21 protein-coding genes and 3 pseudogenes are annotated in these 25,550 nt (G+C 54.4%); 15 read left to right on the top strand and 9 right to left on the bottom strand.

Translation table 11 applies throughout. The annotated features are described in order from the left end of the window. The first annotated feature begins 3 nt into the window (after positions 1-3). Genes HRU73_RS00250 through HRU73_RS00225 form a run of 6 tightly spaced genes read left to right on the top strand, consistent with a single transcriptional unit; the run spans position 4 to position 11,995 of the window. Positions 4-2,805: a DUF8741 domain-containing protein gene (locus HRU73_RS00250; RefSeq protein WP_287398988.1), complete on the top strand. Its 2,802-nt coding sequence runs from the start codon at positions 4-6 to the stop codon at positions 2,803-2,805. Then, positions 2,805-4,211 (top strand): ATP-binding protein, encoded by a 1,407-nt coding sequence (locus tag HRU73_RS00245; RefSeq protein ID WP_287398987.1) that lies wholly within the window; start codon positions 2,805-2,807, stop codon positions 4,209-4,211. Before HRU73_RS00250 ends, HRU73_RS00245 begins: the two co-directional genes overlap by 1 nt. A gap of 1 nt (position 4,212) precedes the next feature. Then, positions 4,213-8,772, top strand: coding sequence for an Eco57I restriction-modification methylase domain-containing protein (locus HRU73_RS00240; RefSeq protein ID WP_287398986.1), 4,560 nt, complete (start codon positions 4,213-4,215; stop codon positions 8,770-8,772). 6 nt (positions 8,773-8,778) lie between these two features. Beyond that, a complete protein-coding gene (locus HRU73_RS00235; RefSeq protein WP_287398985.1) occupies positions 8,779-10,722 on the top strand; it encodes a hypothetical protein in 1,944 nt (647 codons plus the stop codon). A gap of 8 nt (positions 10,723-10,730) precedes the next feature. Beyond that, a complete protein-coding gene (locus tag HRU73_RS00230; protein ID WP_287398984.1) occupies positions 10,731-11,495 on the top strand; it encodes an HNH endonuclease in 765 nt (254 codons plus the stop codon). A 14-nt stretch (positions 11,496-11,509) separates the two neighbouring features. After that, positions 11,510-11,995 carry a DUF262 domain-containing protein gene (locus tag HRU73_RS00225; protein WP_287398983.1) on the top strand — a complete coding sequence of 162 codons (486 nt, stop codon included), beginning with the start codon at positions 11,510-11,512 and terminating at the stop codon, positions 11,993-11,995. Positions 11,996-12,057: 62 nt separating this feature from the next. Here HRU73_RS00225 and tmk read toward each other — a convergent pair whose 3' ends face one another. Then, the gene (gene tmk / locus HRU73_RS00220) at positions 12,058-12,705 is read right to left on the bottom strand and encodes a dTMP kinase (protein ID WP_287398982.1); all 648 of its coding nucleotides are present in this window, start codon (positions 12,703-12,705) and stop codon (positions 12,058-12,060) included. An 83-nt stretch (positions 12,706-12,788) separates the two neighbouring features. Between tmk and ampD the strand changes: the two genes are divergently transcribed. The 6 genes from ampD to metW all read left to right on the top strand — a co-directional run bounded on the left by ampD (position 12,789) and on the right by metW (position 17,759). Further along, positions 12,789-13,334 (top strand): 1,6-anhydro-N-acetylmuramyl-L-alanine amidase AmpD, encoded by a 546-nt coding sequence (ampD, locus tag HRU73_RS00215; protein ID WP_041357291.1) that lies wholly within the window; start codon positions 12,789-12,791, stop codon positions 13,332-13,334. A gap of 157 nt (positions 13,335-13,491) precedes the next feature. After that, on the top strand, positions 13,492-13,896 hold the full coding sequence (locus HRU73_RS00210; RefSeq protein WP_011112681.1) for a PTS sugar transporter subunit IIA: 405 nt from the start codon (positions 13,492-13,494) through the stop codon (positions 13,894-13,896). After that, positions 13,886-14,155: an HPr family phosphocarrier protein gene (locus HRU73_RS00205; RefSeq protein WP_011112682.1), complete on the top strand. Its 270-nt coding sequence runs from the start codon at positions 13,886-13,888 to the stop codon at positions 14,153-14,155. Before HRU73_RS00210 ends, HRU73_RS00205 begins: the two co-directional genes overlap by 11 nt. Continuing rightward, positions 14,152-15,879 carry a phosphoenolpyruvate--protein phosphotransferase gene (gene ptsP, locus HRU73_RS00200; protein ID WP_287398981.1) on the top strand — a complete coding sequence of 576 codons (1,728 nt, stop codon included), beginning with the start codon at positions 14,152-14,154 and terminating at the stop codon, positions 15,877-15,879. Before HRU73_RS00205 ends, ptsP begins: the two co-directional genes overlap by 4 nt. 103 nt (positions 15,880-15,982) lie before the next feature. Continuing rightward, complete coding sequence (gene metX / locus HRU73_RS00195; protein WP_287398980.1) at positions 15,983-17,116, top strand: homoserine O-succinyltransferase MetX; 1,134 nt, start codon at positions 15,983-15,985, stop codon at positions 17,114-17,116. A 25-nt stretch (positions 17,117-17,141) separates the two neighbouring features. Continuing rightward, on the top strand, positions 17,142-17,759 hold the full coding sequence (gene metW, locus HRU73_RS00190; RefSeq protein ID WP_287398979.1) for a methionine biosynthesis protein MetW: 618 nt from the start codon (positions 17,142-17,144) through the stop codon (positions 17,757-17,759). A 26-nt stretch (positions 17,760-17,785) separates the two neighbouring features. On the opposite strand, the gene HRU73_RS00185 is transcribed toward metW, so the two are convergent. The 4 genes and pseudogenes from HRU73_RS00185 to HRU73_RS00175 form a co-directional block, all read right to left on the bottom strand. After that, positions 17,786-18,094, bottom strand: a complete 309-nt coding sequence (locus tag HRU73_RS00185) for a DUF2442 domain-containing protein (protein WP_287398978.1) — start codon at positions 18,092-18,094, stop codon at positions 17,786-17,788. Positions 18,095-18,369: 275 nt separating this feature from the next. Beyond that, positions 18,370-18,456 (bottom strand): annotated as a pseudogene (locus HRU73_RS13340) (PEP-CTERM sorting domain-containing protein); the annotation flags it as partial. A 90-nt stretch (positions 18,457-18,546) separates the two neighbouring features. Beyond that, positions 18,547-18,813 (bottom strand): annotated as a pseudogene (locus tag HRU73_RS13505) (Npun_F0296 family exosortase-dependent surface protein); the annotation flags it as partial. Positions 18,814-18,836: 23 nt separating this feature from the next. After that, complete coding sequence (locus tag HRU73_RS00175; protein ID WP_287398976.1) at positions 18,837-19,136, bottom strand: hypothetical protein; 300 nt, start codon at positions 19,134-19,136, stop codon at positions 18,837-18,839. A 530-nt stretch (positions 19,137-19,666) separates the two neighbouring features. Here HRU73_RS00175 and HRU73_RS00170 point away from each other — a divergent pair. The 3 genes and pseudogenes from HRU73_RS00170 to HRU73_RS00165 all read left to right on the top strand — a co-directional run bounded on the left by HRU73_RS00170 (position 19,667) and on the right by HRU73_RS00165 (position 21,612). Then, positions 19,667-20,442, top strand: a protein-coding gene (locus HRU73_RS00170; protein ID WP_287398975.1) for an IS5 family transposase whose coding sequence is annotated in 2 segments (ribosomal slippage) — positions 19,667-19,982 and positions 19,982-20,442 — 777 coding nt in all. Because the reading frame shifts where the segments join, the coding sequence is not laid out codon by codon here. Positions 20,443-20,586: 144 nt separating this feature from the next. Then, positions 20,587-20,757, top strand: a pseudogene (locus HRU73_RS13335) (RES family NAD+ phosphorylase); the annotation flags it as partial. A 348-nt stretch (positions 20,758-21,105) separates the two neighbouring features. After that, on the top strand, positions 21,106-21,612 hold the full coding sequence (locus HRU73_RS00165; protein WP_287398974.1) for a hypothetical protein: 507 nt from the start codon (positions 21,106-21,108) through the stop codon (positions 21,610-21,612). A gap of 566 nt (positions 21,613-22,178) precedes the next feature. Here HRU73_RS00165 and HRU73_RS00160 read toward each other — a convergent pair. From HRU73_RS00160 to yjgA, 4 genes are all read right to left on the bottom strand, one after another. Next, complete coding sequence (locus HRU73_RS00160) at positions 22,179-23,546, bottom strand: AmpG family muropeptide MFS transporter (protein ID WP_287398973.1); 1,368 nt, start codon at positions 23,544-23,546, stop codon at positions 22,179-22,181. After that, positions 23,543-24,316, bottom strand: a complete 774-nt coding sequence (locus HRU73_RS00155) for an exodeoxyribonuclease III (protein WP_287398972.1) — start codon at positions 24,314-24,316, stop codon at positions 23,543-23,545. The genes HRU73_RS00160 and HRU73_RS00155 overlap by 4 nt, the downstream gene beginning before the upstream one ends. A gap of 11 nt (positions 24,317-24,327) precedes the next feature. Further along, complete coding sequence (locus HRU73_RS00150; protein WP_276677359.1) at positions 24,328-24,720, bottom strand: hypothetical protein; 393 nt, start codon at positions 24,718-24,720, stop codon at positions 24,328-24,330. 146 nt (positions 24,721-24,866) lie between these two features. Further along, positions 24,867-25,403, bottom strand: coding sequence for a ribosome biogenesis factor YjgA (gene yjgA, locus HRU73_RS00145; RefSeq protein WP_287398971.1), 537 nt, complete (start codon positions 25,401-25,403; stop codon positions 24,867-24,869). Positions 25,404-25,550: the final 147 nt, after the last annotated feature.

Raw genomic sequence — 25,550 nt, 5'->3', positions numbered from 1 at the left:
CGCATGACGATCCTCGAACACAACTTCCTGCCCGGTAACCTGGTGCGTGCCCGTGGCCGCGAATGGGTGGTGCAGAGCGATTCGCGCCACGACTGGTTGCGCCTGCGCCCATTGAGCGGTGCCGATGACGAAAGCATCACCCTGGTTCCCGAGCTGGAACTGCAACCCGTCGAGCCAGCCACCTTCGACTGGCCCGACCCCGCACACGCCGGTAACCACGCCGCCGCCCTGCTGCTGCGCGATGCCCTGCGCCTGACCCTGCGCGCCGGTGCCGGCCCGTTCCGCTCCTTCGGCAACATCGCCGTGGAACCGCGCGGCTATCAGCTGGTACCGCTGCTGATGGCGCTGCGCCTGTCCACCGTGCGCCTGCTGATTGCCGACGACGTGGGTATCGGCAAGACCATCGAGGCCGGTCTGATTGCACGCGAGCTGATGGATCGTGGCGAAATCGCCCGCCTGGCCGTGCTGTGCCCGCCGCATCTCGTGGATCAGTGGCAAAGCGAACTGGAAACCCGCTTCAACCTTCAGGCCGTCGCCCTGACTTCGGCCTCTGCCGCCCGTATCGAGCGCGATCTGCCGCACGGCGTGCGCCTGTTCGACCACCATCCCGTGGTGGTGGTCAGCCTCGACTACATCAAGAGCGAACGCCACCGCGAACATTTCCTCGCCATCGCTCCCGAATGCATCATCGTCGATGAGGCCCACACCTGCGCCAGCAGCGGCGCGGGCAAGCAACTGCGCTTCGAGCTGCTGCAACGCCTTGCCCGTGACGAACAGCGCCACCTGATCCTGCTCACCGCCACGCCTCACTCCGGCGACGAAACCGCCTTCTACAACCTGCTGTCGCTGCTCGACCCACGCTTTGCCGCCTTGCAGGGCCGCATGACGGCTGCCGACCCGCTGCGGCAGGAGCTGGCCCGCCACTTCGTCCAGCGCCGCCGCAAGGACATCGCCGAATGGCAGGCCGAAACTCACGACGGGCGCGGCTTCCCCCGCCGCATGAAAACCGAGCTGACCTATCAGCTTTCCGGTGAATGGGGCGCGTTCTTCGATGCGGTGCAGGATTACTGCCGCGAACTGGCCCTGAACTTTGAAGATCGCATCGAGCAGCAGCAACAGCAGGGCGGCGCCCGTCTCATCTGGTACGCCACCCTGGCCTTGCTGCGCTGCGTGGCGTCGTCACCCGCTGCCGCCGTCAAGGCACTGACCACACGGCTTGAAGGCACCTCGCCGGATGACGCCCTCCTCAACGATGAGCGCCTGCACGACGGCGAAGCCGACGACCTCTCCAGCAACGATCTGGAGCCACCCGCCCAAGTGCAGGATGCCAGTCGCCTGCAAACCCTGATCGCCGATGCCCAGCGCCTTAGCGGCAAAGCGGGCGACCCCAAGCTGACCGCGCTCATCCAGCATATCGGCCTGCTGGTGAAGGACGGCTACCACCCCGTCGTGTTCTGCCGCTACATCGCCACCGCCCATTACGTCGCCGAACACCTCAAGGCCGCCTTCCCCAAGGCCACCATCGAAGCCGTCACCGGCGAGCTTGCACCGGAAGAGCGCCGCGAGCGCGTGGACGACATGGAGGATGCCGACCAGCGCATCCTCGTCGCCACCGACTGCCTCTCCGAAGGCATCAACCTGCAACACCTGTTCACCGCCGTCGTCCACTACGACCTGGCCTGGAACCCCACCCGCCACGAACAGCGCGAAGGCCGCGTCGATCGTTTTGGTCAACAAGCTTCTGAAGTGCGTTGCACTATGCTCTATGGGCAGGACAACCCGGTGGATGGCTTCGTGCTCAACATCATCCTCCGGAAAGGCGAAGCCATCCAGAAGGAGCTCGGCGTGCTCGTCCCCATGCCAGAGGACGAAGCCCGCATCAATCAGGCCCTGGTCAAGGCCGCGCTGATGCGCCGCGAGCACCCGGCACAGCCATCCATGCGACAAACATCTTTTGACTTCGGCGAACCCGAGCGTCTGCTCGCTCCCTTGCAAGCCCAATGGCGCGACGCACTGGAAAAAGCCAGGGCCAACCGCACCGTGTTCGCCCAGCGCCGCATCAAACCCGACGAAGTGCTGCCCGAATGGCACAAACAGCAACAGGCCCTGGGCACCCAGGCCGACGTGCAGCGCTTCCTGCAAAGCGCCTGCGTGCGGCTGGGCTCGCCATTGGAAATCGGCCGTAAACAGACCGCGCGCTTCCTGCCACAGCACCTGCCCGAAGCCCTACGCCAGCGTCTGGCCGATGACGGTATCGACGCCCCCCAACTCATCGACTTCAACGAACTGCACCGCAGCCATCCGCTGGTGGGCCTGCTGGCCCAGCACCTGCTGGAAGATGCACTCGGTGGCGAGCGCCCGCTGGCCGCCCGCTGCGCCGCCACCCTGACGGAAGGCGTCGAAGTCGTCACCACCCTCTACCTGCTGCGCCTGCGTCACCAGCTCAGCTACGTGCGCCGCCGCGAACCCTTCCAGATGATGGCCGAGGAAACCGTGGCCCTCGCCGTGCAGGGGCGCAACGCCCCGCAATGGCTGACTGGCGATGCCGTCGGCCGCCTGCTCGAATGCACGCCCAGCGGCAACCTGCCGCCCGCAGCGGCGCAGCGTGAAATTCGCACCGCGCTCGACTTCCTCGCCGCCCACCCGCAGCAACTGCAATCCCTGGCCCGGCAACGCGCCGATGCCCTGCTGGCCGACCACCAGCGCGTGCGGGCCGCCGCCCGCGACGTCGGCCAGCACAGCGTCAGCCCCTGCCTGCCGGTCGATGTAATGGGCGTATATGTGCTACTGCCGGATGCCCTCTGATGGAACACGAGCCGATCATGACAGAGACCGAAACTACCGAGCTCAAAAAGTCTCTGGCTGAACTGAAACAGGGGCTGATCTCGCTGGCCGCCATGCTCAACAAACACGGCCAGGCCGAGCTGTGGTTCGGCATCGCCCCCAACGGCAAGGCCGTGGGGCTGGATGTAAACGAGAAAACCCTGCGCGATGTGTCGCAAGCCATTGCCGCCCACATCGAACCGGCCATCTATCCACAAATCACCCAACAGCTCATCGAAGGCAAGCAATGCCTGCACATCAAGGCCGAGGGCTGGCAGCAGCCTTATCTGGCCTATGGTCGTGCTTACATGCGGGTGGCGGATGAAGATAAAAAACTCAGCGCCAGCGAACTGAAGAACCTCATCCTGCAAAGCAACCAGGATGCGTTGCGCTGGGAAAACGAACCCAGCGGCCTGACCCTGGAACAACTGAATACCGAAAAAATCAGCCACTTCCTTGCACGCGCAGACCTGCCGCCAGACAGCGCCGCCAACGCCCTGGAAAAGCTCGACCTGTTGCGTCAGGGCGCACCCATCAACGCCGCAAAACTGTTTTTTGCCGACGACCCCATCCAGTTGCGCTGCGCGGTATTTGCCACCCACACCAGCTCCACCATCATCGACCGTCACGATTTCGATGGCGACATCCTCGAACTGCTCGAAGAAGCCGAAAAATACGCCCTGAAAAACATCCACATCGGCATGAGGCTGGAAGGTTTGCGCCGCGTGGATGTGCCCGAAATCTCCCTCAAGGCCATCCGCGAAGCGCTGGTCAACGCCTTCTGCCACCGCGACTGGCGCGACCCGGACTATGTGCAGGTGGCCGTGTTCAAGGACAGGCTGGAAATTCGCAGCCCCGGCAAGCTCTACGGTGGCCTGACGTTTGACGAGATACGCCAAGGCAACGTCTCCAGCCGCCGCAACCCGAGAATTGCCGAACTGCTGCGCCGCATTCATCTGGTGGAAGCCTGGGGCCGGGGCGTGCCGCTGATTCTGGAAAACGCACCGGATGCCAGCTTCATCGAAATCGGTGGCCTGTTCATCACCCGCTTTGCACGGCCTTCGGCGCTGGAAGCTGCGGCAGATACCAGCCTGAAGACTGGCACAGAAAGCCCGGAGACGACCCAAGAAACGCCGGGGACTACCCAAGAAACTACCCAGGAAACGCTGGGGACTACCCAAGAAACGCTGAAAACCACCCAGGAAATTTTGCTTCAGTCGCTGCGCCAGCAGCCGCGCATGACGACAGTCGCGCTGGCACAGGCCACAGGCCTGAGTGCGGATGGCGTCAAATACCACCTGACCCAGCTCAAGCGCACCGGCAAGCTACGCCGCCACGGCCCCACCAAAGGCGGTCACTGGGAAGTCATTACAAAGGCCGACGAATAACATGAAACGCTTCCGCAAAACCCAGGCCACGCTGAACCTGCCCACCCTCAAGCTCGAAGGCAGCCTGTTCCTCCCCGACCAACTGGAAAAAGCCGCCCAGGGCCGCGCCAGCGCCCAACGCGATGCGGACTATGGCACCCCCAAAGGCGTCAGGCTCAAGGACGAATACAGCCGCGCCTTCCAGATCGCCTGTGCCCAGTGGCAACACCTCGCCGCGCAGATGGAACGCGCCGACCTCGACGCCGCGCAGCTCACCACCGCCTTCATCCACGAACTGCTGCGTGATGCCCTCGGCTACCTCACGCTGCAAACCGGGCAGGGGCAACAACAGATTGGCGAGCGGCACTACCCGGTCAGCTTCATGGCCGGCACCCTGCCCGTGCTGGTGGCCCCACACACCCAGGGGCTGGACGATGCCGATGCCCGCTTTGCCATCCAGGGCGGCGGCAACCGCAAGAAAGCCCCGTTCCAGGCCATGCAGGAACTGCTCAACGCCAGCCCCGATCACCTCTGGGGCATCGTCAGCAACGGCAGACAACTGCGCCTGCTGCGCGACGCCGCCAGTCTCACCCGCCCCAGCTTTCTCGAAGTCGATCTGGCCGACCTGCTCGGCGGCCAGCGCTATGCCGAATTTGCCAACGTCTGGCGCCTGCTGCACGCCAGCCGGGCACCGCAATCGGGCCAAAACGCCAGCACCTGCATCTGGGAACAATGGCGCAACGAAGGCCAGCAGGAGGGCACCCGTGTGCGCGATGGCCTGCGCAACGGCGTCGAGCAGGCACTGCTGACCTTCGGCGCAGGCTTCCTGCAACACCCCGCCAACCATGCCCTGCGCACCGCCCTGAACGACGGCACGCTCAGCAAAGACGACTATTTCCAACAACTGCTGCGCCTGATCTACCGGCTCATCTTCGTCTTCACCGTGGAAGAGCGCGGCCTGCTGCACCCCCAATCACAAGAACAGGACGACAGCGCCCAAGCGCTGGCCGCCCGCCGCGCCTACGCCGAAGGCTACGCCCTGGCCCGCCTGCGCGAGCTGTGCCTCAAGCGCCGCGCCCGTACCCGGCACGACGACCAGTGGCAAGCCATCCGCATCGTCTTCCGCGGTCTGGCGCAAGGTGAACCGCGCCTGGCGCTGCCCGCCCTGGGCGGCCTGTTCGCGCCCGAGCAATGCCCCGATCTGGATGCCGCCAGCCTCGACAACGCCCACCTGCTCACCGCCCTGCAACACCTGCGTTGGGCCGTCGTCGCACAGGGCAAGGGCAGCAGCCTCACCCCGGTGGACTACCGCAACATGGGGCCGGAGGAACTGGGCAGCGTCTATGAAAGCCTGCTGGAACTGGTGCCCAGCATCGACCTACCGGCCCGCGCCTTCGGCTTCGTCGGCCGCACCGAGGAGGGCAGCGGTGCCAATGAAACAGCCAAGGGCAACGCCCGCAAACTCACCGGCAGCTACTACACCCCCGACAGCCTGGTGCAGGAACTCATCAAGAGCGCGCTCGACCCCGTCATCGAACAGCGTCTGGCCGCCAACCCGGCCAACCCCACCGAAGCGCTGCTCGCCATCCGCGTCATCGACCCGGCCTGCGGCAGCGGTCACTTCCTGCTGGCCGCCGCCCGCCGCCTGGCGGAAAAACTCGCTCAGTTGCGCAGTCTCGAAGGCGGGCAGGAAGGCGCCATCCAGCCGCAGGATTACCGCCACGCCCTGCGCGAAGTGGTGGCCCACTGCATCTACGGCGTGGATCGCAACCCGATGGCCATCGAACTGGCGCGCATGGCGCTGTGGCTGGAAGGCTTTGAAGAAGGCCGCCCGCTGGGCTTTCTCGACCACCACCTGCAAGTGGGCGACGCCCTGCTGGGCCTGACTGATCTCAAAGCGTTGAAGGTCGGCATCGCCAGAGATGCCTTCAAGCCGCTCTCCGGCGACGACAAGGAAATCTGCAAGGCACTGGCCAAAACCAATATCGCCGCGCTCAAGCAACTGGAGCGCGAACGCAACAGCCCGCAATTGCGCCTGCAACTGGACAACGCCGACAGCCTGGCCCAACTGCAAGCCCTGGAAGCCCTGCCCGAAGACAGCACCGAGCAGATCGCCGCCAAGGAACAAGCCTGGCGCCACTTTCTGGAGGGCTCCGCCCACAGCCCGCTGGCCCACGCCGCCGACCTGTTGCTCGGCGCCTATCTGCTACCCAAAACCGGGCAAAACGCCAAAGCCATCCCCACCACCGCCACGCTCTACCTCACACTGCAAAACCAGCCGCTGCCGCCGGAGCAACAGGCCGCACTCGCCGCCGCCCAAGCCGCCTGTGAACAGGCCCGCGTATTCCACTGGCCGCTGGCTTTTCCGCAGGTATTCGCGCAGGGCGGTTTCGATTGCGTGCTGGGCAATCCGCCGTGGGAGCGCATCAAGCTGCAAGAAGAAGAGTTCTTCGCCACCCGCCACCGCGACGTGGCGGAGGCCCGCAACAAGGCCGAACGCGCCCAGCGCATCCAGTGGCTCAGCGAAGGCATGTTGGCGCGCCACCTGTACCCCGACCTGGCCCATGAAGCACACGAGGATGAAGCCGAAAAACGCCTCTACCGCGAATTCGTCACCGCCCGCCGCACGGCGGAGGCGGCCAGTGTGTTTGCCCATGTGAAAGGTGACGATGGCGGACGTTACCCGCTGACCGGCGTTGGCGACGTGAACACCTACGCGCTGTTTGCCGAAACCATTCGCCAGATAACAGCGCCTTATGGGCGAGCTGGTTTTATTGTTCCTTCGGGCTTGGCCACCGACAACTCGACTAAAAATTTCTTTGGCGATTTGATTTCCAAGAAATCCTTAGGCAGTTTCTTTGAATTTGAAAATGAAGGTTTCTTTCCTGGCGCTGGGCAAGGCCATATGCTGCGCTTTGCATTAACAACGATTGTTGGATCTGGGCAAAAAATCGAAGCAACTCGATATCTTTTCCAAGGAAAGAAGTTAGAACATCTACATGACTCAGAGAGAGTTTTTACACTAAGTCCGGAAGATATTGAGCTGGTCAATCCTAATACGCTGACCTGTCCAATTTTTCAATCCCGCTTTGATGCAGAATTGACCAAGGGAATCTATCGGCGCACACCCGTTTTGATTCGAGAATCCCGCATTGACGCCCCAGAGCACAATCCCTGGGGAATTCGATTTATGGCAATGTTTCATATGTCAAACGACAGTCATCTGTTCAAGAACTATCAGGAGCTAAAGCAAGAAGGTTATTCCTTGGATGGTAATGTATTTACGCTAGGAGGGGATATTTTTTTCCCTCTTTATGAATCAAAAATGGTTCAGATTTATACGCATCGATATGGAGACTTTAGGGACTCCAATCATGAGCGAGCTCACGTTCTTCCTAGAATTCCAGAGAGTCGTCTTGAGGATGCAGGTTACTGCACAACTCCTTATTACTGGATTTCTGAGAAAAATATTTTAGAGAAGACTAAAGACGCAGGATGGAAGGAGAAGTGGTTCTTCGCATGGAGAAGAATTACCGATGCTCGGGCCAGTGCTCGGACACTTGTTGCAACAGTAATACCATGGTCTGCCGCTGGGGATAGTTTGTTTTTGCCGCTTATGCGCCCCCCTGAAAGAAAACAGCTTTTTGCGTGCTTCTTGGCGAACATGGGGGCAATCGTCTTGGACTATGTTTCCAGGCAAAAGCTTGGCGGCCTAAATCTTAACTATTTTACTTTTAAGCAGCTGCCATTTTTGATGCCTGATCAATATAGTGACGCGGACGTGGCCTTCATAACACCTCGTGTGCTCGAACTCACCTATGTTGCTCACGACTTAGAGCCATGGGCAAAAAGCCTTGGTTTTGATGGCAGACCTTTTAGTTTCAGCGCTGAACGCCGCGCTTCACTGCGTGCAGAACTTGATGCCTATTACGCGAAATTGTACGGTCTAGGGCGCGACGAACTCCGTTTCATACTTGATCCTCAGTCGATTCGGCCAGGATATCCATCTGAAACATTTTCTGTTTTGAAGCGGAATGAAGAGCGAGATTTCGGTGAATACCGTACCCAGCGGCTGGTGCTGGCAGCGTGGGATGCATTGGAAACCCAACAACCGCTCGCGACCCCCTCACCAAAACCCGCACGTCGTACGGCCCCCCTTCCAATTTATGCAGAAGGCGGCACACCCGCTACCGAAGCCGAGGATTGGCTAGCAGGGTTGGTCTGCGACGTACTCCTGCAAGCCGGGCCGTGTGACGACAATCGCCTGCGACGCATTCTTGGGGCACGATTGCCGGAAGACACGCCACATGCCGAGAGACTGCATGATTGGCTGGGGGTGGTGAACACGGAGCGTTGGACGCACATCTGTGGTTGGCTTCGTGATCTGTTGGGCATCGCCGCAACGGCACCGCTGTCCATCCGTAACCCGGAAGCGCTGGCCGACATCATTGGCGATCATCGCACCGAATCGCTGGCTCGTGCTTTGATTGAGGCTCGTCGCCAGAATGAAGTTGTCTTGACCGAAGCACTGGCAGGCTCGCCATCGACTGCACAGACTGACGAGCTACGCAAACAGGGATAAATGGATATGGCCGACGCTGCAACTTTGCCAATAAACCCCACCAAACCGCGCCTGTGGGTGGAAACTCTGTGGCTTCTGGATTCGCTGACAGCTCAGCAGCCATTACGCGAGATTTCCTTGCAGCGTGGGTTGAACCTGATCGTCTCACCACCGGGGTCAGGTAGTTCAGGACACAGTGTCGGCAAGACCGCGTTCTGCCAACTGCTGCGTTTTGTACTGGATGACCCACTCTGGTCAAGCGGCTCGACCTTGCGCGATGAGTTGTTGAACAGTTGTGAACTGAAGGAAGGTGCGGTAGCAGCGCGTGTGCATGTCGGCAATGAAGCCTGGACTGTCCTGAAACCATGGCTGCACCAAAAACACTACCGGGCCTCGCGGACAGCCGATTGGCGGCAGTTAGCTGTCAGCGACGCAGGAAATGAGTTCAGCGCATATCAAGCTGCGCTACGACGACATCTGGTCGAAATCCTGCCTGTTCAGGAACTGCCAACATCGAAGCAATCCATCGAATGGCACCACATTCTAGCCTGGTGCTCCCGTGACCAGAATGCGCGCTACCACAACTATTATCAGTGGCGCGCGGAAGGAGCCGGATTCAGCTTGCCAGCAAAGTCCCCTGCGTCACTCATGCAAATCGTGCTGGGCCTGCTGCACGATGCGACGACACTGCGCGACCTGCATAACACCGCCCAAAAGCTGGAAAGCCAAAAATCACAGTTGCAAACACTGCGCGAAGAACCGGCCCGCCTGCTGAAGCATGTGCATCGCCAACTGACTCGTCGTCTCAATACCGCCGCCACTACGCCTTTCCAGCAGGATGGCTTGTTTGAGCATCCAAACCTGCTGGCCATTGCCAAGCAACGGCATGAAGGCTATCAGCAAGAGCTACGGAAAATCGAAGCAGAACGGCTGGCGCTTGCAGCAAAACGCCAGATGCTGGTGGAGCAGCGAGCACCACTGAAAAGCCTGATGGATATTCTCACCAACGAGAAGGAACAGATAGAAGCATTAATCGCTGGCGATATTCAGCGAGTGGAAGAGTTGCAAAACGAGGCATCGTCACTACAGCAACGACTACCAACACGTTGCGACGCTGGGAATCGCCTGCTCAAGGATTGCAGCTACGTCATGGAGCGAGTCGAGCAGACGCAAATTGATCGGAAGCAAAAAATGGCCGTGCATCAACGCTCCAAAGAATCTCTTGAGGATGAATTGCCGCCACTGAGTCACCGATTGAATGAACTGGAGACCGAAGCCAAACCCATCGATACACGACTCACAGAAATCAGCAGCCGCAACATCGAACTGGATGAGAGATACGCTCAATCCCTGTCTGCACAGGAGCTTCTCAATGAATCCATTGAGGACTACGAAGTCTACGAGAGTTTCGCAACCGGCAAGTCGCAATCGGTGGAGGTCGAAGAAGCAGAGCGAAAACTTGAATCGACCCAGCGCCGTCATGAGCAACTTCAAATACAGCATGAGAAAGAACGTGAGGCGGTGAAGGGGCGTCGTCGTGCTATCAGTGACTCCATGCAGGCAGTTGCCAAATCGTTACCCTCGTTCCGGTGGGGCATATTCAACGATGAGGACAAGCACCGCAACCACCCTTTTCAGATGGGGCCAATGCACTCAACGACCTTCAAGGTTCTGGAAATTCTGGCTGGAGATATCGCCTGCTTGCTCGACAGCACGAACGAGGAAAGCTTTCATCCCGGATTCCTCCTCCATGACTCGCCCCGTGAGGCGGAAATGAGTGAGTTCATACTGTGGGCCCTGCTTGGGCATGTTGCATCGAGTGCAGGTGATTCGTTCCAATATATCGTCACCACATCGACTGAACCCACGGTGGATTTCAAGTTATTTGAACGTCTCAGACTGTCATCCGATAGCAAGGATGGCTTTCTACTTCGTCAGCGCATGGGTGCAGAACAAGCATCGTTGGCATGAGTGCAGCAATGAACCCCCTACAACGCACCCTGATCGAAAAAACCGGCCACGACAACGGCTTTGAGCACGTGCTGTCGTCGGTTAGCGATACGGTGACACTGGCCTCGGCCCGCCACCGGAGCCAGGCGATGGTGACGGCATCGGTCAACGATTTTGACGTGCGCTTTCAAGCGGCTACGCCCGCACTGCTGCCGGAGTTGCTGCGCAGCTTCCAGCTTTGGGCTGGAGCTGATGACGTATTTCGCGTACCCACCCTGGCCGATCTGGCAGTCCTGCTGCGCCGTGCAGCCAGCCTGTCACAGGCGTTGCCAAATCAGGCGGTGCGTGATTACCACGCAGCCGTGGCCCGGGCTGTAAAGGCGCTGCCTGATGAGATCCGAGGCACGGAAGTCGAACGTCTGGTGCGTCAGCGCGTGGGGCAGGCGCGTTACCGCGATGCCTTGCTGGCCTACTGGGAGGCCTGCGCGGTGACCGGCGTCACCGTGACTGAGGCATTGCGCGCCAGCCACGCCAAGCCCTGGGCCGAATGTGCCGACGATGCCGAGCGGCTGGATGCCTTCAACGGCTTTCTGCTGGTGGCCAATCTTGATGCGCTGTTCGATCGCTTTCTGATCAGCTTCGACGATACCGGGCATCTGCTGACCAGCGCCCGTCTGTCCCCAAGCGATCTGCCTGGGCTTGGCATTCATTCGGGCATGACGTTGCGCTGGCTGGCCAGCGAGCACCGGCATTATTTGCAGTGGCACCGTGCGCGCTTCCTGCTCGGTGCCTGATCGAAGGAAAAAACATGGCCAAGGCCGAAGCAAGCGTTGAAGAACTGGTATCCATGATCGAGCGCGGCGAACTGCGCTTGCCGGAAATGCAGCGCCAGTACGTGTGGCGTTCCACGCGAGTGCGCGATCTGCTGGACTCGCTGTATCGCGGTTACCCTTCGGGCGCAATCCTGCTTTGGGAAACGGATGAAGCTGTTCCGCTGCAGGATTTCGCAGTCAGCCAGAGCACGAACCCCTACCAGAGCACCCGGCTCCTGCTGGATGGTCAGCAGCGTCTAACATCGCTCTCGGCCGTCATCCGCGGCGAGCCGGTATCGGTACGCGGCCGCCGCCGGTCCATCGACCTGCTGTTCAATTTGGAACATCCCGACCAGTTGGCGGTCGTGACCGAAGTGGAAGAGAATGGCAGCGACGAGGACGATGTTGACGACGATAGCGAACTGATTGACGACGAGACGGACTCGACCGAGGACGAACTGCTCAAGCGTTTCAACCTGTGACCAACGTCTAATCATGTACAAGGTAACTGTCGGAGTATTTACCCTGTTCGTTCATGCCAAGCTTACCCTCTGAACCGGGTATCCGGCAGATCTGAGCAAAAATCCTCCATGATTTTTGCTACAGCTGTTTTGACTTCTGCCAGCGGACGGCTGCTGTCCACTACCCGAATTCTTTGCGGAAATTGTCCGGCACGTTGCAGATAAGCTTGCCGTACCCGCTCGAAAAACAGATTGGATTCCATTTCGAAACGATCGGCAATTCTGGTGGACCGCAGCCGTTCACGGCCCACTATGACCGGCACGTCGAAGTACACTGTCAGATCGGGAGAAAACCCTACCTGCACCCACTGTTCCAGATTCTCCAGTTTACTTTGTGCCACTCCTCTGCCCCCGCCCTGGTAGGCAAAACTGGCATCCGTAAAACGATCGGAAACCACCCAGGCACCGCGGTCCAGCGCAGGCAGTATCACTTTGTCCAGATGCTCCCGTCGGGCAGCAAACATCAGTAAAGCCTCGGTTTCAGGATGCATTACCTGGCGATGATCCAGCAGCACCTGCCGTAATGCTTCGCCCAGCGCTGTACCACCCGGCTCACGTGTCACGACTACTTCCAGTCCCTTGTCCTGCAGGAAACGCTCCAACCATGCCAGATGCGTACTTTTTCCTGCTCCATCAATCCCTTCAACAGTAATAAATTTTCCGCGCTGCAAGATAATCGCTCTATTAAAATGATTTACAAAATTCCCGATCAAGAAACTGGCATCTCATACTGTCATTACCAACCCTGATGTCCATGCTAATCGATGCTGAAGGCCGCCTTGTCCCGGCTCGCTACATACCTTCGCCCAATTGTGACGAACGGCCGGACCGGAACGACATCAGCCTGCTAGTGATTCACGCCATCAGCCTGCCGCCGGAAGAATTTGGTAGTGATAGTGTCATCGAACTTTTCACCAACCGGCTCGATCCACAAGCACATCCGTATTATCAGGGATTGCAGGATTTGAAAGTCTCCAGTCATTTTTTCATTCGTCGTAATGGAGAAATCATTCAGTTCGTCCCTTGTACTCTGCGCGCCTGGCACGCCGGTATATCCTGCTGGCAGGAGCGCCCCCGCTGTAATGATTTCTCGATCGGCATCGAGCTGGAAGGCAGTGACAACCAGCCGTTCGAGCTCATGCAATATAACCGGTTGATAGAACTCACCCGGGCAATACAGGCAGCTTACCCTGTCAGTGATATCGTCGGCCATGCCGATATTGCGCCACAAAGAAAAACCGATCCCGGTCCTTATTTCGACTGGCAAAGTTATCGCCAGGCACTTGAAACAAATCGATAACCACACGATTGATCACTCCATACCACCCGGTCCGGTTGTCACACAGGTGCCTGCAGCATCTGATTTGCCATAATCATAATTCAGCAACCCTTCAACAACCAGAAGGGAGTGATAGAATCCGGGGTTATTTTCAGCAAACAAACAGATAAATCGCGAAATGATCGGCATTCTGATCATCAGTCATGAACAGTTGGGAACCAGTCTGATCGACTGCATCATCCATATCCTGGGCGAGCGTCCCCCGCTGCTGATCAATCATATCGTTTCCTCCACTGAGGGTCCGGATAGCGGATCAGTTAGGCTGCAGGTGACCCTCGAGCAGTTGGATCAGGGCAGTGGTGTCCTGATTTTGACGGATATTTTTGGTGCAACGCCGGCCAATATCGCCCGCAAGCAGATCCGGAGCGGGCGGATCGAATGCCTGGCCGGACTGAATCTGCCCATGTTACTGCGTGCCGTGCAATATCGGCATCAGCCCCTGCCGCAGTTGATCGACAAAATCCTGGCCGGTGGCCGGGAAAGTATCTTCCAGATATCTCCGGAAAACAGCAATGCAAACTGAATCATTGACCATCCTCAATAAGCTGGGCCTGCATGCACGTGCCTCGGCCAAACTGACACAACTGGCCGGCAAGTTCGAAAGCGAGGTCTGGCTTACGCGTAACGGCCGCCGGGTGAACGCCAAAAGTATCATGGGTGTCATGACGCTTGCTGCAAGTATAGGCACAGTCGTCGAACTGGAAACGTCCGGTCCCGATGAAGTTCAGGCCATGGAAGCATTGAAAGCCCTGATCAACGATTACTTCGGGGAAGGTGAATGAGTTTCATCCTTTACGGCACAGGCGTATCCGATGGCATTGCGATCGGGCATGCTCACCTGGCTTCATCCGCCACATTGAATGTTCCCCATTATCTGCTGCCGAAAAACCAGATCAACGCTGAACTGACCCGGTTGCGCAATGCATTTTCCACCGTGCGGCTGGAGCTGGAAACATTGAAAACTTCCGCTGCACAGGTATCCGGCCTGGCCGAGTTCAACGCTTTCCTGGAACTACACCAGATGATTCTGGATGATCCGACACTTTCCCATGCAGCTCTGGAAACGGTTGAACAGGCACAATGCAACGCGGAATGGGCGATTACACAGCAGATGGAAGTATTGGTTGCTCGCTTCGAAGAGATAGAAGATGCTTACCTGCGCGAGCGTAAAACCGATGTTGTCCAGGTAGTCGAGCGAGTATTGAAAGTACTGCTCGGGCATCCCGGATATACCCCCCCGCCATCGAAGCATGACGGCTCCAGTATTCTGGTGGCGCATGACCTGAGCCCGGCCGATGTCATGCAATACAAGCAGCACCAGTTTTCCGCCTTTCTGACAGACATGGGCGGGCCGACTTCGCACACCGCTATCGTTGCACGCAGCCTCAATATTCCTTCGATCGTGGCAATGCAGCACGCTCAGCAGCTCATTTACGAAAACGATAATCTGATCGTGGATGGCAATCAGGGTATCGTCATTGTCAATCCGGATAAATACATTCTCGCTGAATACCGCCTGAAGCAAAGCCAGCTTGAGCTGGAAAAACGCAAACTCTGGCGTATCCGCTCAGTGAAAGCAGTCACGCTGGATGGCACGACGGTGGATTTACTCGCCAACATCGAGCTGCCGCAGGAGGTCGAACAGGCAAGGGAATGTGGCGCCATGGGGATCGGCCTGTTCCGCAGCGAATTCCTGTTTCTCAACCGGGATGATCTGCCGGATGAGGAAGAACAGTTCGAAGCCTATTCCACAGTGGTGAAAGGCATGCACGGGCAGCCGGTCGTGATCCGCACTTTTGATCTGGGAGCGGACAAAAATCTGCGCAGCGCCTACCGCACAGCACCCAACCCGGCGCTCGGGCTGCGCGCGATCCGCCTGAGTTTGGCCGAACCCGGTATGTTTCTGGTGCAATTGCGTGCAATTCTGCGCGCTTCCGTTCTGGGTAAAACCCAGATCCTGATCCCGATGCTGTGCAGCAGCCGGGAAGTCGACCAGACGCTGCAAATGATCGAATTTGCCAAGCAGAGCCTGCGCGATGAAAACAAGCCTTTCGACGAAAACGTCAGGATAGGTTGCATGGTGGAGATTCCGGCAACGGCACTGAGCCTCGAACTGTTCATGCGCAAGCTGGATTTTTTATCCATCGGTACCAATGACCTCATCCAGTACACGCTCGCAATCGACCGAACCGACGAAACCGTGGCACATCTGTTCGACCCGCTGCACCCGGCCATCATCCGCCTGCTGGTTCAAATCATCCAGAATGCCGGAAAAGCCGGCATTCCGGTTTCCATCTGCGGAGAAATGGCGGGAGATTCAGAATATACCCGCCTGTTGCTTGGAATGGGATTGCGACAGTTTTCCATGTATCCGGCACAACTGCTGACCGTGAAACGTGAAATTCTTGGCAGCCACCTGCCTGAAATATCCCGTCTGATGCAGAAAATCCTCAAAGCAGATGAACCGGAAAAAATCAGCGAGTTGCTGCAGAAACTCAACAGCTGATTCACCGGTCCCTGACACATCAGGAATAATGTATTTCCAGTAGTACAATTGGATACAATGAGCGCTCATTCTTCACATCGACAGTTGGCTTTACTATTTTCAGATGTCCACACAAGATTCTGATTCGATCGGCATCGTATCAGCACGACGCGCCCATTTCGACACCCCGCTCAGCCTGAAAAGCGGAGCTGTACTGGACAGCTACGAGCTCGTCTATGAAACCTATGGGGAGCTGAATGCAGACCGGTCCAATGCAGTGCTGATCTGCCATGCTTTATCCGGCAACCACCATGTTGCCGGTGTTTATGCAGATAACCCCAAGAATACCGGATGGTGGAACAACATGATCGGTCCGGGCAAACCGGTCGATACCCGAAAATTCTTTGTCATCGGTATCAATAATCTCGGGGGGTGCCACGGTTCTACCGGGCCCATCAGCATCAACGACAAGACCGGCAAACGCTTCGGTCCGGATTTTCCGCTGGTAACGACAGCTGACTGGGCAAAAACCTATGTCCGTTTCGCCGATCAGTTCAGCATCGACTGTTTTGCCGCCGTCATCGGTGGCAGTCTAGGCGGGATGTCGGCCATGCAACTGGCGCTCGATGCACCGGAAAGAGTTCGTCATGCCGTAGTGATTGCGGCATCGGCCAGACTGACGGCACAGAACATCGCTTTCAATGATGTCGCGCGTCAGGCGATTCTGACTGACCCCGATTTTCATGATGGCGATTATTATTCCCATGGTACCCACCCGCGCAGAGGTTTACGCCTTGCCCGCATGCTTGGCCACATCACTTATCTGTCGGACGACTCCATGGCCAGCAAATTCGGCCGTGAGTTACGTAACGGCTCGCTTGCTTTCAATTATGATGTGGAATTCCAGATCGAATCCTATCTGCACCATCAGGGCGATAAATTTGCCGACCTGTTCGACGCAAACACCTATCTGCTGATGACGAAGGCGCTCGATTATTTCGATCCGGCCCAGGATTACGATGGCAACCTGAGTGCAGCCTTTGCCCGTGCACAAGCGGATTTTCTGGTGCTTTCCTTTACTTCCGACTGGCGTTTTTCCCCGGAGCGTTCGCGCGATATCGTCAAGGCACTGCTCGACAACAAACTGAATGTCAGTTATGCGGAAATTCCCTCCTCGTACGGACATGATTCCTTTCTCATGCAGGACGACTACTATCACCAGTTGATACGTGCTTACATGAACAATATCGCTCTCTAGCCGATACCGGCTGACGGAACTGAACATGATGACAACTGAAATCAGCAGATCGGCACTGACATTGCGGCCGGACTTCGCCACCATCGCAGCCTGGATCAGACCGGGTTCCAGCGTACTCGACCTGGGCTGCGGTGACGGAACGCTGTTGCACTACCTCAGGGATAAACTCGACATACATGGCTATGGCGTGGAAATCGATGCCCACAATATACTGGCCTGCATGAAAAATGGTATCAACGTAATCCAGAACGACCTCGAAGCCGGTTTATCCGAATTTGAGGGTGAATCCTTCGATTACGTCATTCTGTCCCAGACATTGCAGGCCATGAAAAATACGGAATACATCATTCGGGAAATGTTACGTGTAGGCAAGGAAGGCATCGTATCCTTCCCCAATTTCGGTTACTGGAAAAACCGTATACAGGTTGCCAGCGGGCACATGCCTGTCTCGTCAACCCTGCCTTACCAGTGGTATGACACCCCGAACGTGCACCTCTGCACCCTGCACGATTTTGAGCAGTTATGTCAGCAGCACCGGATCAACATTCTGGAAAGACGGGTAATGAACAATGACAGAAAGGTTACCTTCCTCCCCAATCTTTTCGGTATCCTGGCGTTTTATCGCTTCAGCCACACAGCGTAACCGGCAACTCAAATTGATGCGATGGATCAGGCAAGATGAGATGTACGACTTGCCAGCCATTTCTTAAGGGATATTTGACTTTCGCCCGAAGACCTGCCTGCTAATAATCCCTCTACGCTAATATCTTCATCCAGATCTTCCCAGCGTATTCCATATCCTTTCCCAATCAAACGCCAATTGTTTTGTTCTGATTGAGACGCATAAGTCAGCCGAGGATACCACGCCAGCGGGACAGAGATCGTTCGCCCATCGCTCAAGTCAACACTCAAGGTATCCTCGGTGATCATAACGTTTTCAGCCATTGGGACTTCAATTTCAATCGTAGAAGTATGCATTCCAGGCCTCTCTTAACTGTGTTTGATATTCGCCCACAACTTTCTGAATACGGATAATCTCTTTTCGAGAAAAACCACTACTGCTCTACAAGCGCACCGGGTCAAGCCAAAATTTGGCTGACCTGGTTAAGCGACTTTTTTCAATTTTTCCATTTCTGCCTCATATCCAGACAACCAATGCTGCTCCCTGAAGCAAATGATATTGTTCAGAAAGCAGCTTAGTTTGCTTATTGCAAGCAGCTGTTTCTATCGCTAATACTTGAATAGATCAGAAATCAGGCAGCCCGGCGACGCACAGCACCCATCCCAACCAGCGCCAAACCTATCAGCGCCAGTGATGCAGGTTCCGGTACTTCCAGCGGATTACCGGTAATTGAAGTGTAATAGCCAACTGTGTGATTATCCGATTCATAACCACCGCCAGTTGGATTCTCGGAAAATACTATTTTGTCGAATCCCAGACCGCTCTGATCGTAAAAATTCAGGAATACATAAGGCTCATTCTTATTCTCGCCAGTAACCGGGTTACCGCAATAAGGGTTGGCTGTATTTGGACAACCGCCAGTAATTGTCAGCACATCTGTTGGATTAAAGCTGAACACCTCAATTTCATTCCTATAAAACTTCACCTGATTGCCCTGATCCAGCGCAGACAGCCAATAGCCGAAATAAGTGACTGGCACTGAATTATCATCTTCATCTTTTGCCGAAAGGTTCAGCGTGTAGCCACCCGTGGTAAAAGTTACCGCGTAGTTTTACCCGTATTGCCCGCCCCACCCCATAGATCAGCCTTATAGATATCTACCCCTGTGTAACTACCCGTTATCGTTATCGGATCACTGGCTGTCCCGAAATCAGTTGTAAAAGTCTGATTATTAGCAACATCACGTGAATCAAAGTTTTCCACACCTTTGTAATCAAAAGAAGTTGTTGTATTGACTACACCAGGTGCTTCGTAAGTAACAAGAAAAGCTGCATGTGCCGAACCCGCAATCATGGCGGACGCAACGGCAGACAAAACAGTCTTGCGCAATGAAAACATCAGAATCTCCCTGATAAAAAAAGGATAGTTACGCCCCATCCCTGAAATTGTAAAAACATGCCCCCTACAAGATGTCAGAAGAACCTGGAATAACAGTTTCTCTACTTCAATCCGATCAACAGGTGGGGTGGCAGTATCACGACGCCTAATCGTGACAAGGATATACAGGCAATATATATGCCACACATTTTTTAATTTAAAATCAGAGAGATGCAATAAACGATTTTACGATCTTTATAGATCGTAAAATCCTCCGACAATCTTTCTCTTATCTAAAAGGGAGGGATTCAGGAAAACTGCTTTGATAATGAATATTGAGCTAAAACAAGCTAAACAAAAGGCAACAGCAAAATCCCCTCTCTCATTGCTTGACACGGATATGGGCGCCGATGAAGTCAGGAAAATTCTGGCACAAAAGGACAGCACTGGAACAGTGCCGGTGTACCCGCAATCTATGCGGGTCTCTCACTGGAAATTGCTGCTATGGAGAAGCTAGGGCCTGTTAACACTATTTGTATTAAAATTACCGAATGGAAATATCCGCATTGCAATTCAAGCTTATTGAAAATCTACTGCCGATACAACGGGGTAACGTCACACTCTCGAATTTGGAAGTGCTCAACGCGATTCTGTATGTTGCAGAGCACGGCTGTAAGTGGCGTGGTCTGCCTGTGAAATTCGGCAATTGGCACAGCATTTACACGCGCGCCAACCGTTGGGCCAAGAATGGCGTCCTGGATCGGGTTTTCCTCGCACTCCAGCAAAACAAGCTGATACAGCTGGAAGTGGGTCACATGTCGCTGGATAGTACGATAGTCAAAGTCCATCCTGATGGTACTGGTGCACTAAAAAAAACGGTGTTCAAGCTATCGGTCAATCACGAGGGGGCTGGACTACCAAAATTCATCTGGTCGCGGCAGATGCCAGAACCGCGGTAGTGTTTTCGTTATCCCCCGGCCAGGCCGGTGATGCGCCAGAAGGACGAAAGTTGCTGAAAACCCTGGAGAATAAGGGATTCTCTGACACTCACGTGATCATGGATAAAGCATACGAAGGGGATGAAACCCGACAGTTGGTACTTGATCTGGGGATGATTCCAGTGGTGCCGCCAAAAGCAAATCGTGTGTCACCCTGGGAGTACGACGTTGAAATGTACAAAAAGCGTAATGAGGTGGAACGGCTGTTTCGTCGCCTGAAGAGATTCAGAAGAATCTTCTCTCGCTTTGACAAGTTGGATTCAGTTTTCCGATTCTTCATCCATTTCGCTCTGATCGTAGATTATTTAATTAGTGTTAACAGGCCCTAGTACATACAGGCTCGATTCTTCCACTGAACCTTGTGGTCGTCAGTCAGAATGACCTTGCCTGATGACAATAATCTCTACGAAATTCCACCACTTGATGCTTTACCCGGTGACTGAAGCACTCTTCCAGGATCACCAACTGCAGCAGCCTATGGCGATTCCTTCATCCGCAAGGGAAAACATCTTGGCCTGATCGTGCCCTCGGCAATAATTCCAGAAGCCAGAAACATCGTCATCAACCCAAACCATCCAATGATGAAAGAAGTAACAATTGAGATGATTCGTGATTTCACATTCGACGCCAAGCTTCAGCCTTGATCACTCCTTTATTACAACGGATTGCCTAATCGCTCATCAAATAGCGCTAAACGTGAGCAAATAATTTTTAGGCGACATTTTGCTTGTTAATGAATGAAAGCTGTTCAAAAATTTTGAAATTCACAACGAATAACTGACTACGCAAAACTAACAAATTTTGCATTCTTCATACAGAGAAAATACTGCTCTCCCTCCCTCTCCTCAAGAATCAGCAAAATAACCCGATAACAAATTCTGTTACAGAGTTTTTACAGAAAATGCACATCACTTACGTTGCCTATTGAACGTTAAGTGCTAAAACAATCGGCACTTAACTGGAATTAAATCAAACAATACAGGGATGAGAAAATGAACAAATTTGTTTGTGTGTTTGCGCTATCAGCATCATTACTTGGAGGTTGCGCAACAATAGCTGGGGATAAAACTCAGCTTGTTCCAATATCCAGCACACCAAATGATGCAACGGTACTGATTATCGACGAAAAAGGAAATGAAATATTCAAAGGATTAACTCCGACAAGCGTGCCACTCCAGAAAAGCGATGGTAGCTATTTTGGGAAAAAAAATTACACCGTAGAAATTACCAAAGAAGGTTATAAAAAACAGATTATTCCAATAACCGCAAGTGCAAACGGTTGGTACGTTGGTGGGAATTTTATTTTTGGTGGACTCATTGGTTGGCTTATTGTCGATCCATTTAATGGCGGCATGTATACCTTATCACCTGAGCAAGTAACATCAACTCTTGGCGAAGAGATAGCGCATAACAATAAAGCAACTGATGGTGGTGTTTCAATTGTTTTACTTCAGGATGTACCACATCAGCTACGCAGTCAAATGAAGAAAGTAAATTAAATAACTCATTAAATAGTCGTAACTCAAAGGGAAAGTTTGATGAAATTTTATATCTTTATTGCAATATTTATCTTCAGCTATTCCTCCTACGTGTCAGCTGGGTGCGTGGGACGAATCGTAAATGGAGAATGCATGGGAACGTATATCGATAACCCCAGTGTTGGTACCAATTCATCTAACTCAGGATATCAAAGCTCGAGTGGCGTTCATTATCAATACAATATGAGCAACCCGGGAGATAACCTCAGATATTCTACAGATTTGAATGCTCAAAGAAGGGATCGAATGAATATAAACCAAAACCGTAGTTTAGATCGAGGTCTGGGGCAGTTTGGTGGGGGTATTTACGATGATGATTAATATTGTTTAATAATTGAACAAAATATACCAGCATCTAAGAAATCTCCGCGCGAATTGATGTAATGATGCAAATATCATTTATAAATTACTTATAAATCAATAATATATATTAATTATTTTTTGTTGTTTCAAAAAAGATTTGCGCAGAGATTCTATATAAAAATACATTATGGTTTGCTATTTCACCAGAACTCATAGCGATAGACTTACTCTTCTTGTAAGTTATTTCTCACGGATCCAGCAAGGTCAATTCGCCCTATTTTCCATACTAGCACCAGTACCGGCACACCCAATAATGCAGTTCCAGTAAAGAATGCAGCGTAGCCGTAGGCATCAACAAATTCTCCACTGAAGCCGGCAATAAATTTTGGCAGCAGCAGCATGATGGAGCTGAACAGCGCGTACTGCGTGGCGGAATAAGCTGCGTGCGTCAATCCTGAAAGGTAGGCAACAAAGGCAGAGGAGGCAATACCCGCTGCCAGGTTGTCAGCCGAAATCGTGAAGACCAGCCCGCCGACATCATGCCCTCTGCCCGCCAGCCATACAAACAGCAGATTGGTCGCGGCTGATAATACTGCTCCCAGAAACAAGGTACGGATTACACCGATTCGGGCAACCAGCACACCGCCCATGGCTGCGCCCAATATGGTCATAATCACACCGTATACTTTGGAAATGGTGGCCACTTCGTCTTTGGTGTAACCCATGTCCACATAAAACGGATTGCTCATGATGCCCATGACGACATCTGAAATCCGATATATGGCAATCAATGCCAAAATCAATAGTGCATGATAACCGTAGCGCATGATGAAATCACGAAACGGCGCAATCACTGCACTATCCAGCCAGGCAAGCAACCGGGCTGATGCTGTCGCTCCTCGTGATCCACTGTTAACCGTCAATTGTGCAACGGGTACCTCCGGTTCACGAATTATCAACGTGGTAACCATCCCAATCAGCATACAGCTCGCCATGATGGTATAGGCTACCTGCCAGGATGAAGCACTGTATTCATCAGGTGACATATCCAGCGCAGCGGCAATCCACAATACCCCTGCCGAAGCCAGAATCATCGCCAACCGGTAGCCTGCCTGATAGGTTGCGGCCATCGCGCCCTGCAGTCGTAACGCAACCGCTTCAATCCGGTAAGCATCCAGTGCGATATCCTGCGTGGCGGAAGCAAATGCCACGATGATTGCGAACACTGTCATGCGCACCAGATCTTCCGCCGGATCAGTACGGGCCATACCAATCAATGCCATGCTAATGGCCAGTTGCGACAGCAATAGCCAGGCACGGCGGCGCCCCAGCCAGCGGGTCAGCAGTGGCAATGGCATCCGATCAACCAATGGCGCCCATGCCCATTTGAAACCATAGGCCAGGCCCACCCAGCTCAGATGGCCGATGGTGGCACGGTCGATACCCGCTTCACGCAACCAGAACGACAATGTGCCGAGTATCAGCAACATTGGCAGCCCGGCAGAAAACCCCAGCAGCAGCATCCCCAGTACTCTCGGGTGAGTATAGATACGCAGTGCATGCAGCCAGCCGACGCATGCGCCTGGTTTCATAGAGTGAAATCGTAATCGATGGTCAGTGGAGCGTGGTCAGAAAAGCGCTCAGCCTTGTAAATCGAGACACCGGTTGCCATAGCTGCCAACCCCGGTGTTGCAATCTGGTAGTCGATCCGCCAGCCCACGTTCTTCGCCCATGCCTGGCCACGATTGGACCACCAGGTATATTGATCCGGTTCCGGGTTGATCTTGCGAAATACATCCACCAACTTCAATTCATCGAACACGGTGGACAACCAGGCGCGTTCCTCCGGCAGGAATCCTGAATTTTTCTGATTGGAACGCCAGTTCTTGAGGTCGATTGCCTTATGCGCGATATTCCAGTCTCCGCACAGCAGCACCTCACGACCACACTCTGCCAACGACTGCAACAGCGGAAGAAAATGCTCCATGAAGAAAAATTTTGCTGCCTGGCGGTGCTCTCCGCTCGAACCGGAAGGAAGGTAAATCGAAATAACGGTCAGGTTGCCGAAATCCACTCTCAGGAAACGCCCTTCCATATCAATTTCAGGAATGCCGGTTCCCTCTATGATCTGATCGGGAGAATAACGGGTATAGAGCCCAACTCCGCTGTAGCCCTTTTTTTCCGCACAGTGGAAATAACCGCTGTAACCATCCGGTGCACGCATCACACCACTGATGTCACCCTGCTGTGCTTTCAATTCCTGCACACAGATCACATCTGCCTCCTGTCGAGGAAGCCAGTCGAAAAGCCCTTTGCTGGCTGCCGAACGCAGACCGTTCACATTCAAAGTGATAATTCTCATACAAATCGTAATTAGTGCGCGCCTAATGCAGGGAGACCAGGCTTGCAATAGACACGCCCCGGATAGCCTGGTACACGGCGTGTGTTCGGAATGACATCACCACTGCGGATACACTGTATGGTTGCTTTATCCAGATTAGCGAAATATTCATTTTCTCCCGGCTGGAACGATGCAGGAGGAACCGCCTCACGGATAACGCGGCAGGTTTCCGGCTCATTCTCAGGAATCGGATCATCCGTATGGGGTGGCAGCCGGCAAAGCTGGCAGGGATTACCCGGGCAAAAACAACCTTTGCACTTCGTTGCCGCTACATTATTAGTACCAGTTGGCTGATTGGCTGATGATGTCACGGGCAAAGCCATCAGCATTAGAAACATTGAACATACCATCCATTTCAACCACATCCGTTCATCTCCTTTAAATCAACAAAACAAATCCAAATCTTCCAAAAATTCAGGCAACGGCAAAAACGACCTTTCAGCGTTGGCAGATTGCTTCAATGCCATTTCGCGAAAACAGTATTTTCATCACCGCAGACAACTTATACCGTTTATCCCGGTATTTCCGGAATAATCTGCCGCAGCAACTGAAACAAAGCACGAAAATTATGGGGAGGTTTACCGGCCAGTTTTTCTTTTTCGATATTACGCAACAAGGTACGTAACTGGCGCACATCCGTGTGCGGATAGGTTTGCACGAATTCGGTCACTGCTGTTTCATCACTGATGAGGCGATCGCGCCACCGCTCCAGTTGATGCAGCCACGCGGTATGGCGCATACCGGTATGCTGCCATGCATCCAGCTTTTCCTGAACAGGTAGTGGATCAACTGCACGCATCAGTTTACCGATGAATTGCAGGTGCCGTCGGCGTGCGCCATGGCTGGTTATTTTGCGGGCTTCCAGCAATGCTTCTGCCAGTTTCTCGGGCAAATCCAATTCTGCGATGCGGGCAGGTTCAAGTTCCACCAGCCGCTCACCCAATGCCTGCAAGGCATGCATTTCCTGCTTGAGGCGGGTTTTGCTGGGCCGGGATTCAGATTCGGGATCAGTCTGGGAAACAGTTTGCGGATGGTCGGACACAGTCACTCGTATCGGGAACAGTCAATAAACTGTTATCATAACCTGCTTTGGAAAACAGGGCGCGCTGAAGAACATCAGCGTACAGCAGGAACTGGTTTCACAGCCTCTCTCTGCCACTGACAGCCCGAACTTGCAAGCAGCCGTTCCTGTTTC

The sequence above is a fragment of the Nitrosomonas sp. H1_AOB3 genome (genome assembly GCF_015709435.1).
Taxonomy (GTDB): Bacteria; Pseudomonadota; Gammaproteobacteria; order Burkholderiales; family Nitrosomonadaceae; genus Nitrosomonas; species Nitrosomonas europaea.
Note: the sequence above shows the minus strand (reverse complement) of the source record. Positions and strands in the feature narration are given on the sequence as shown.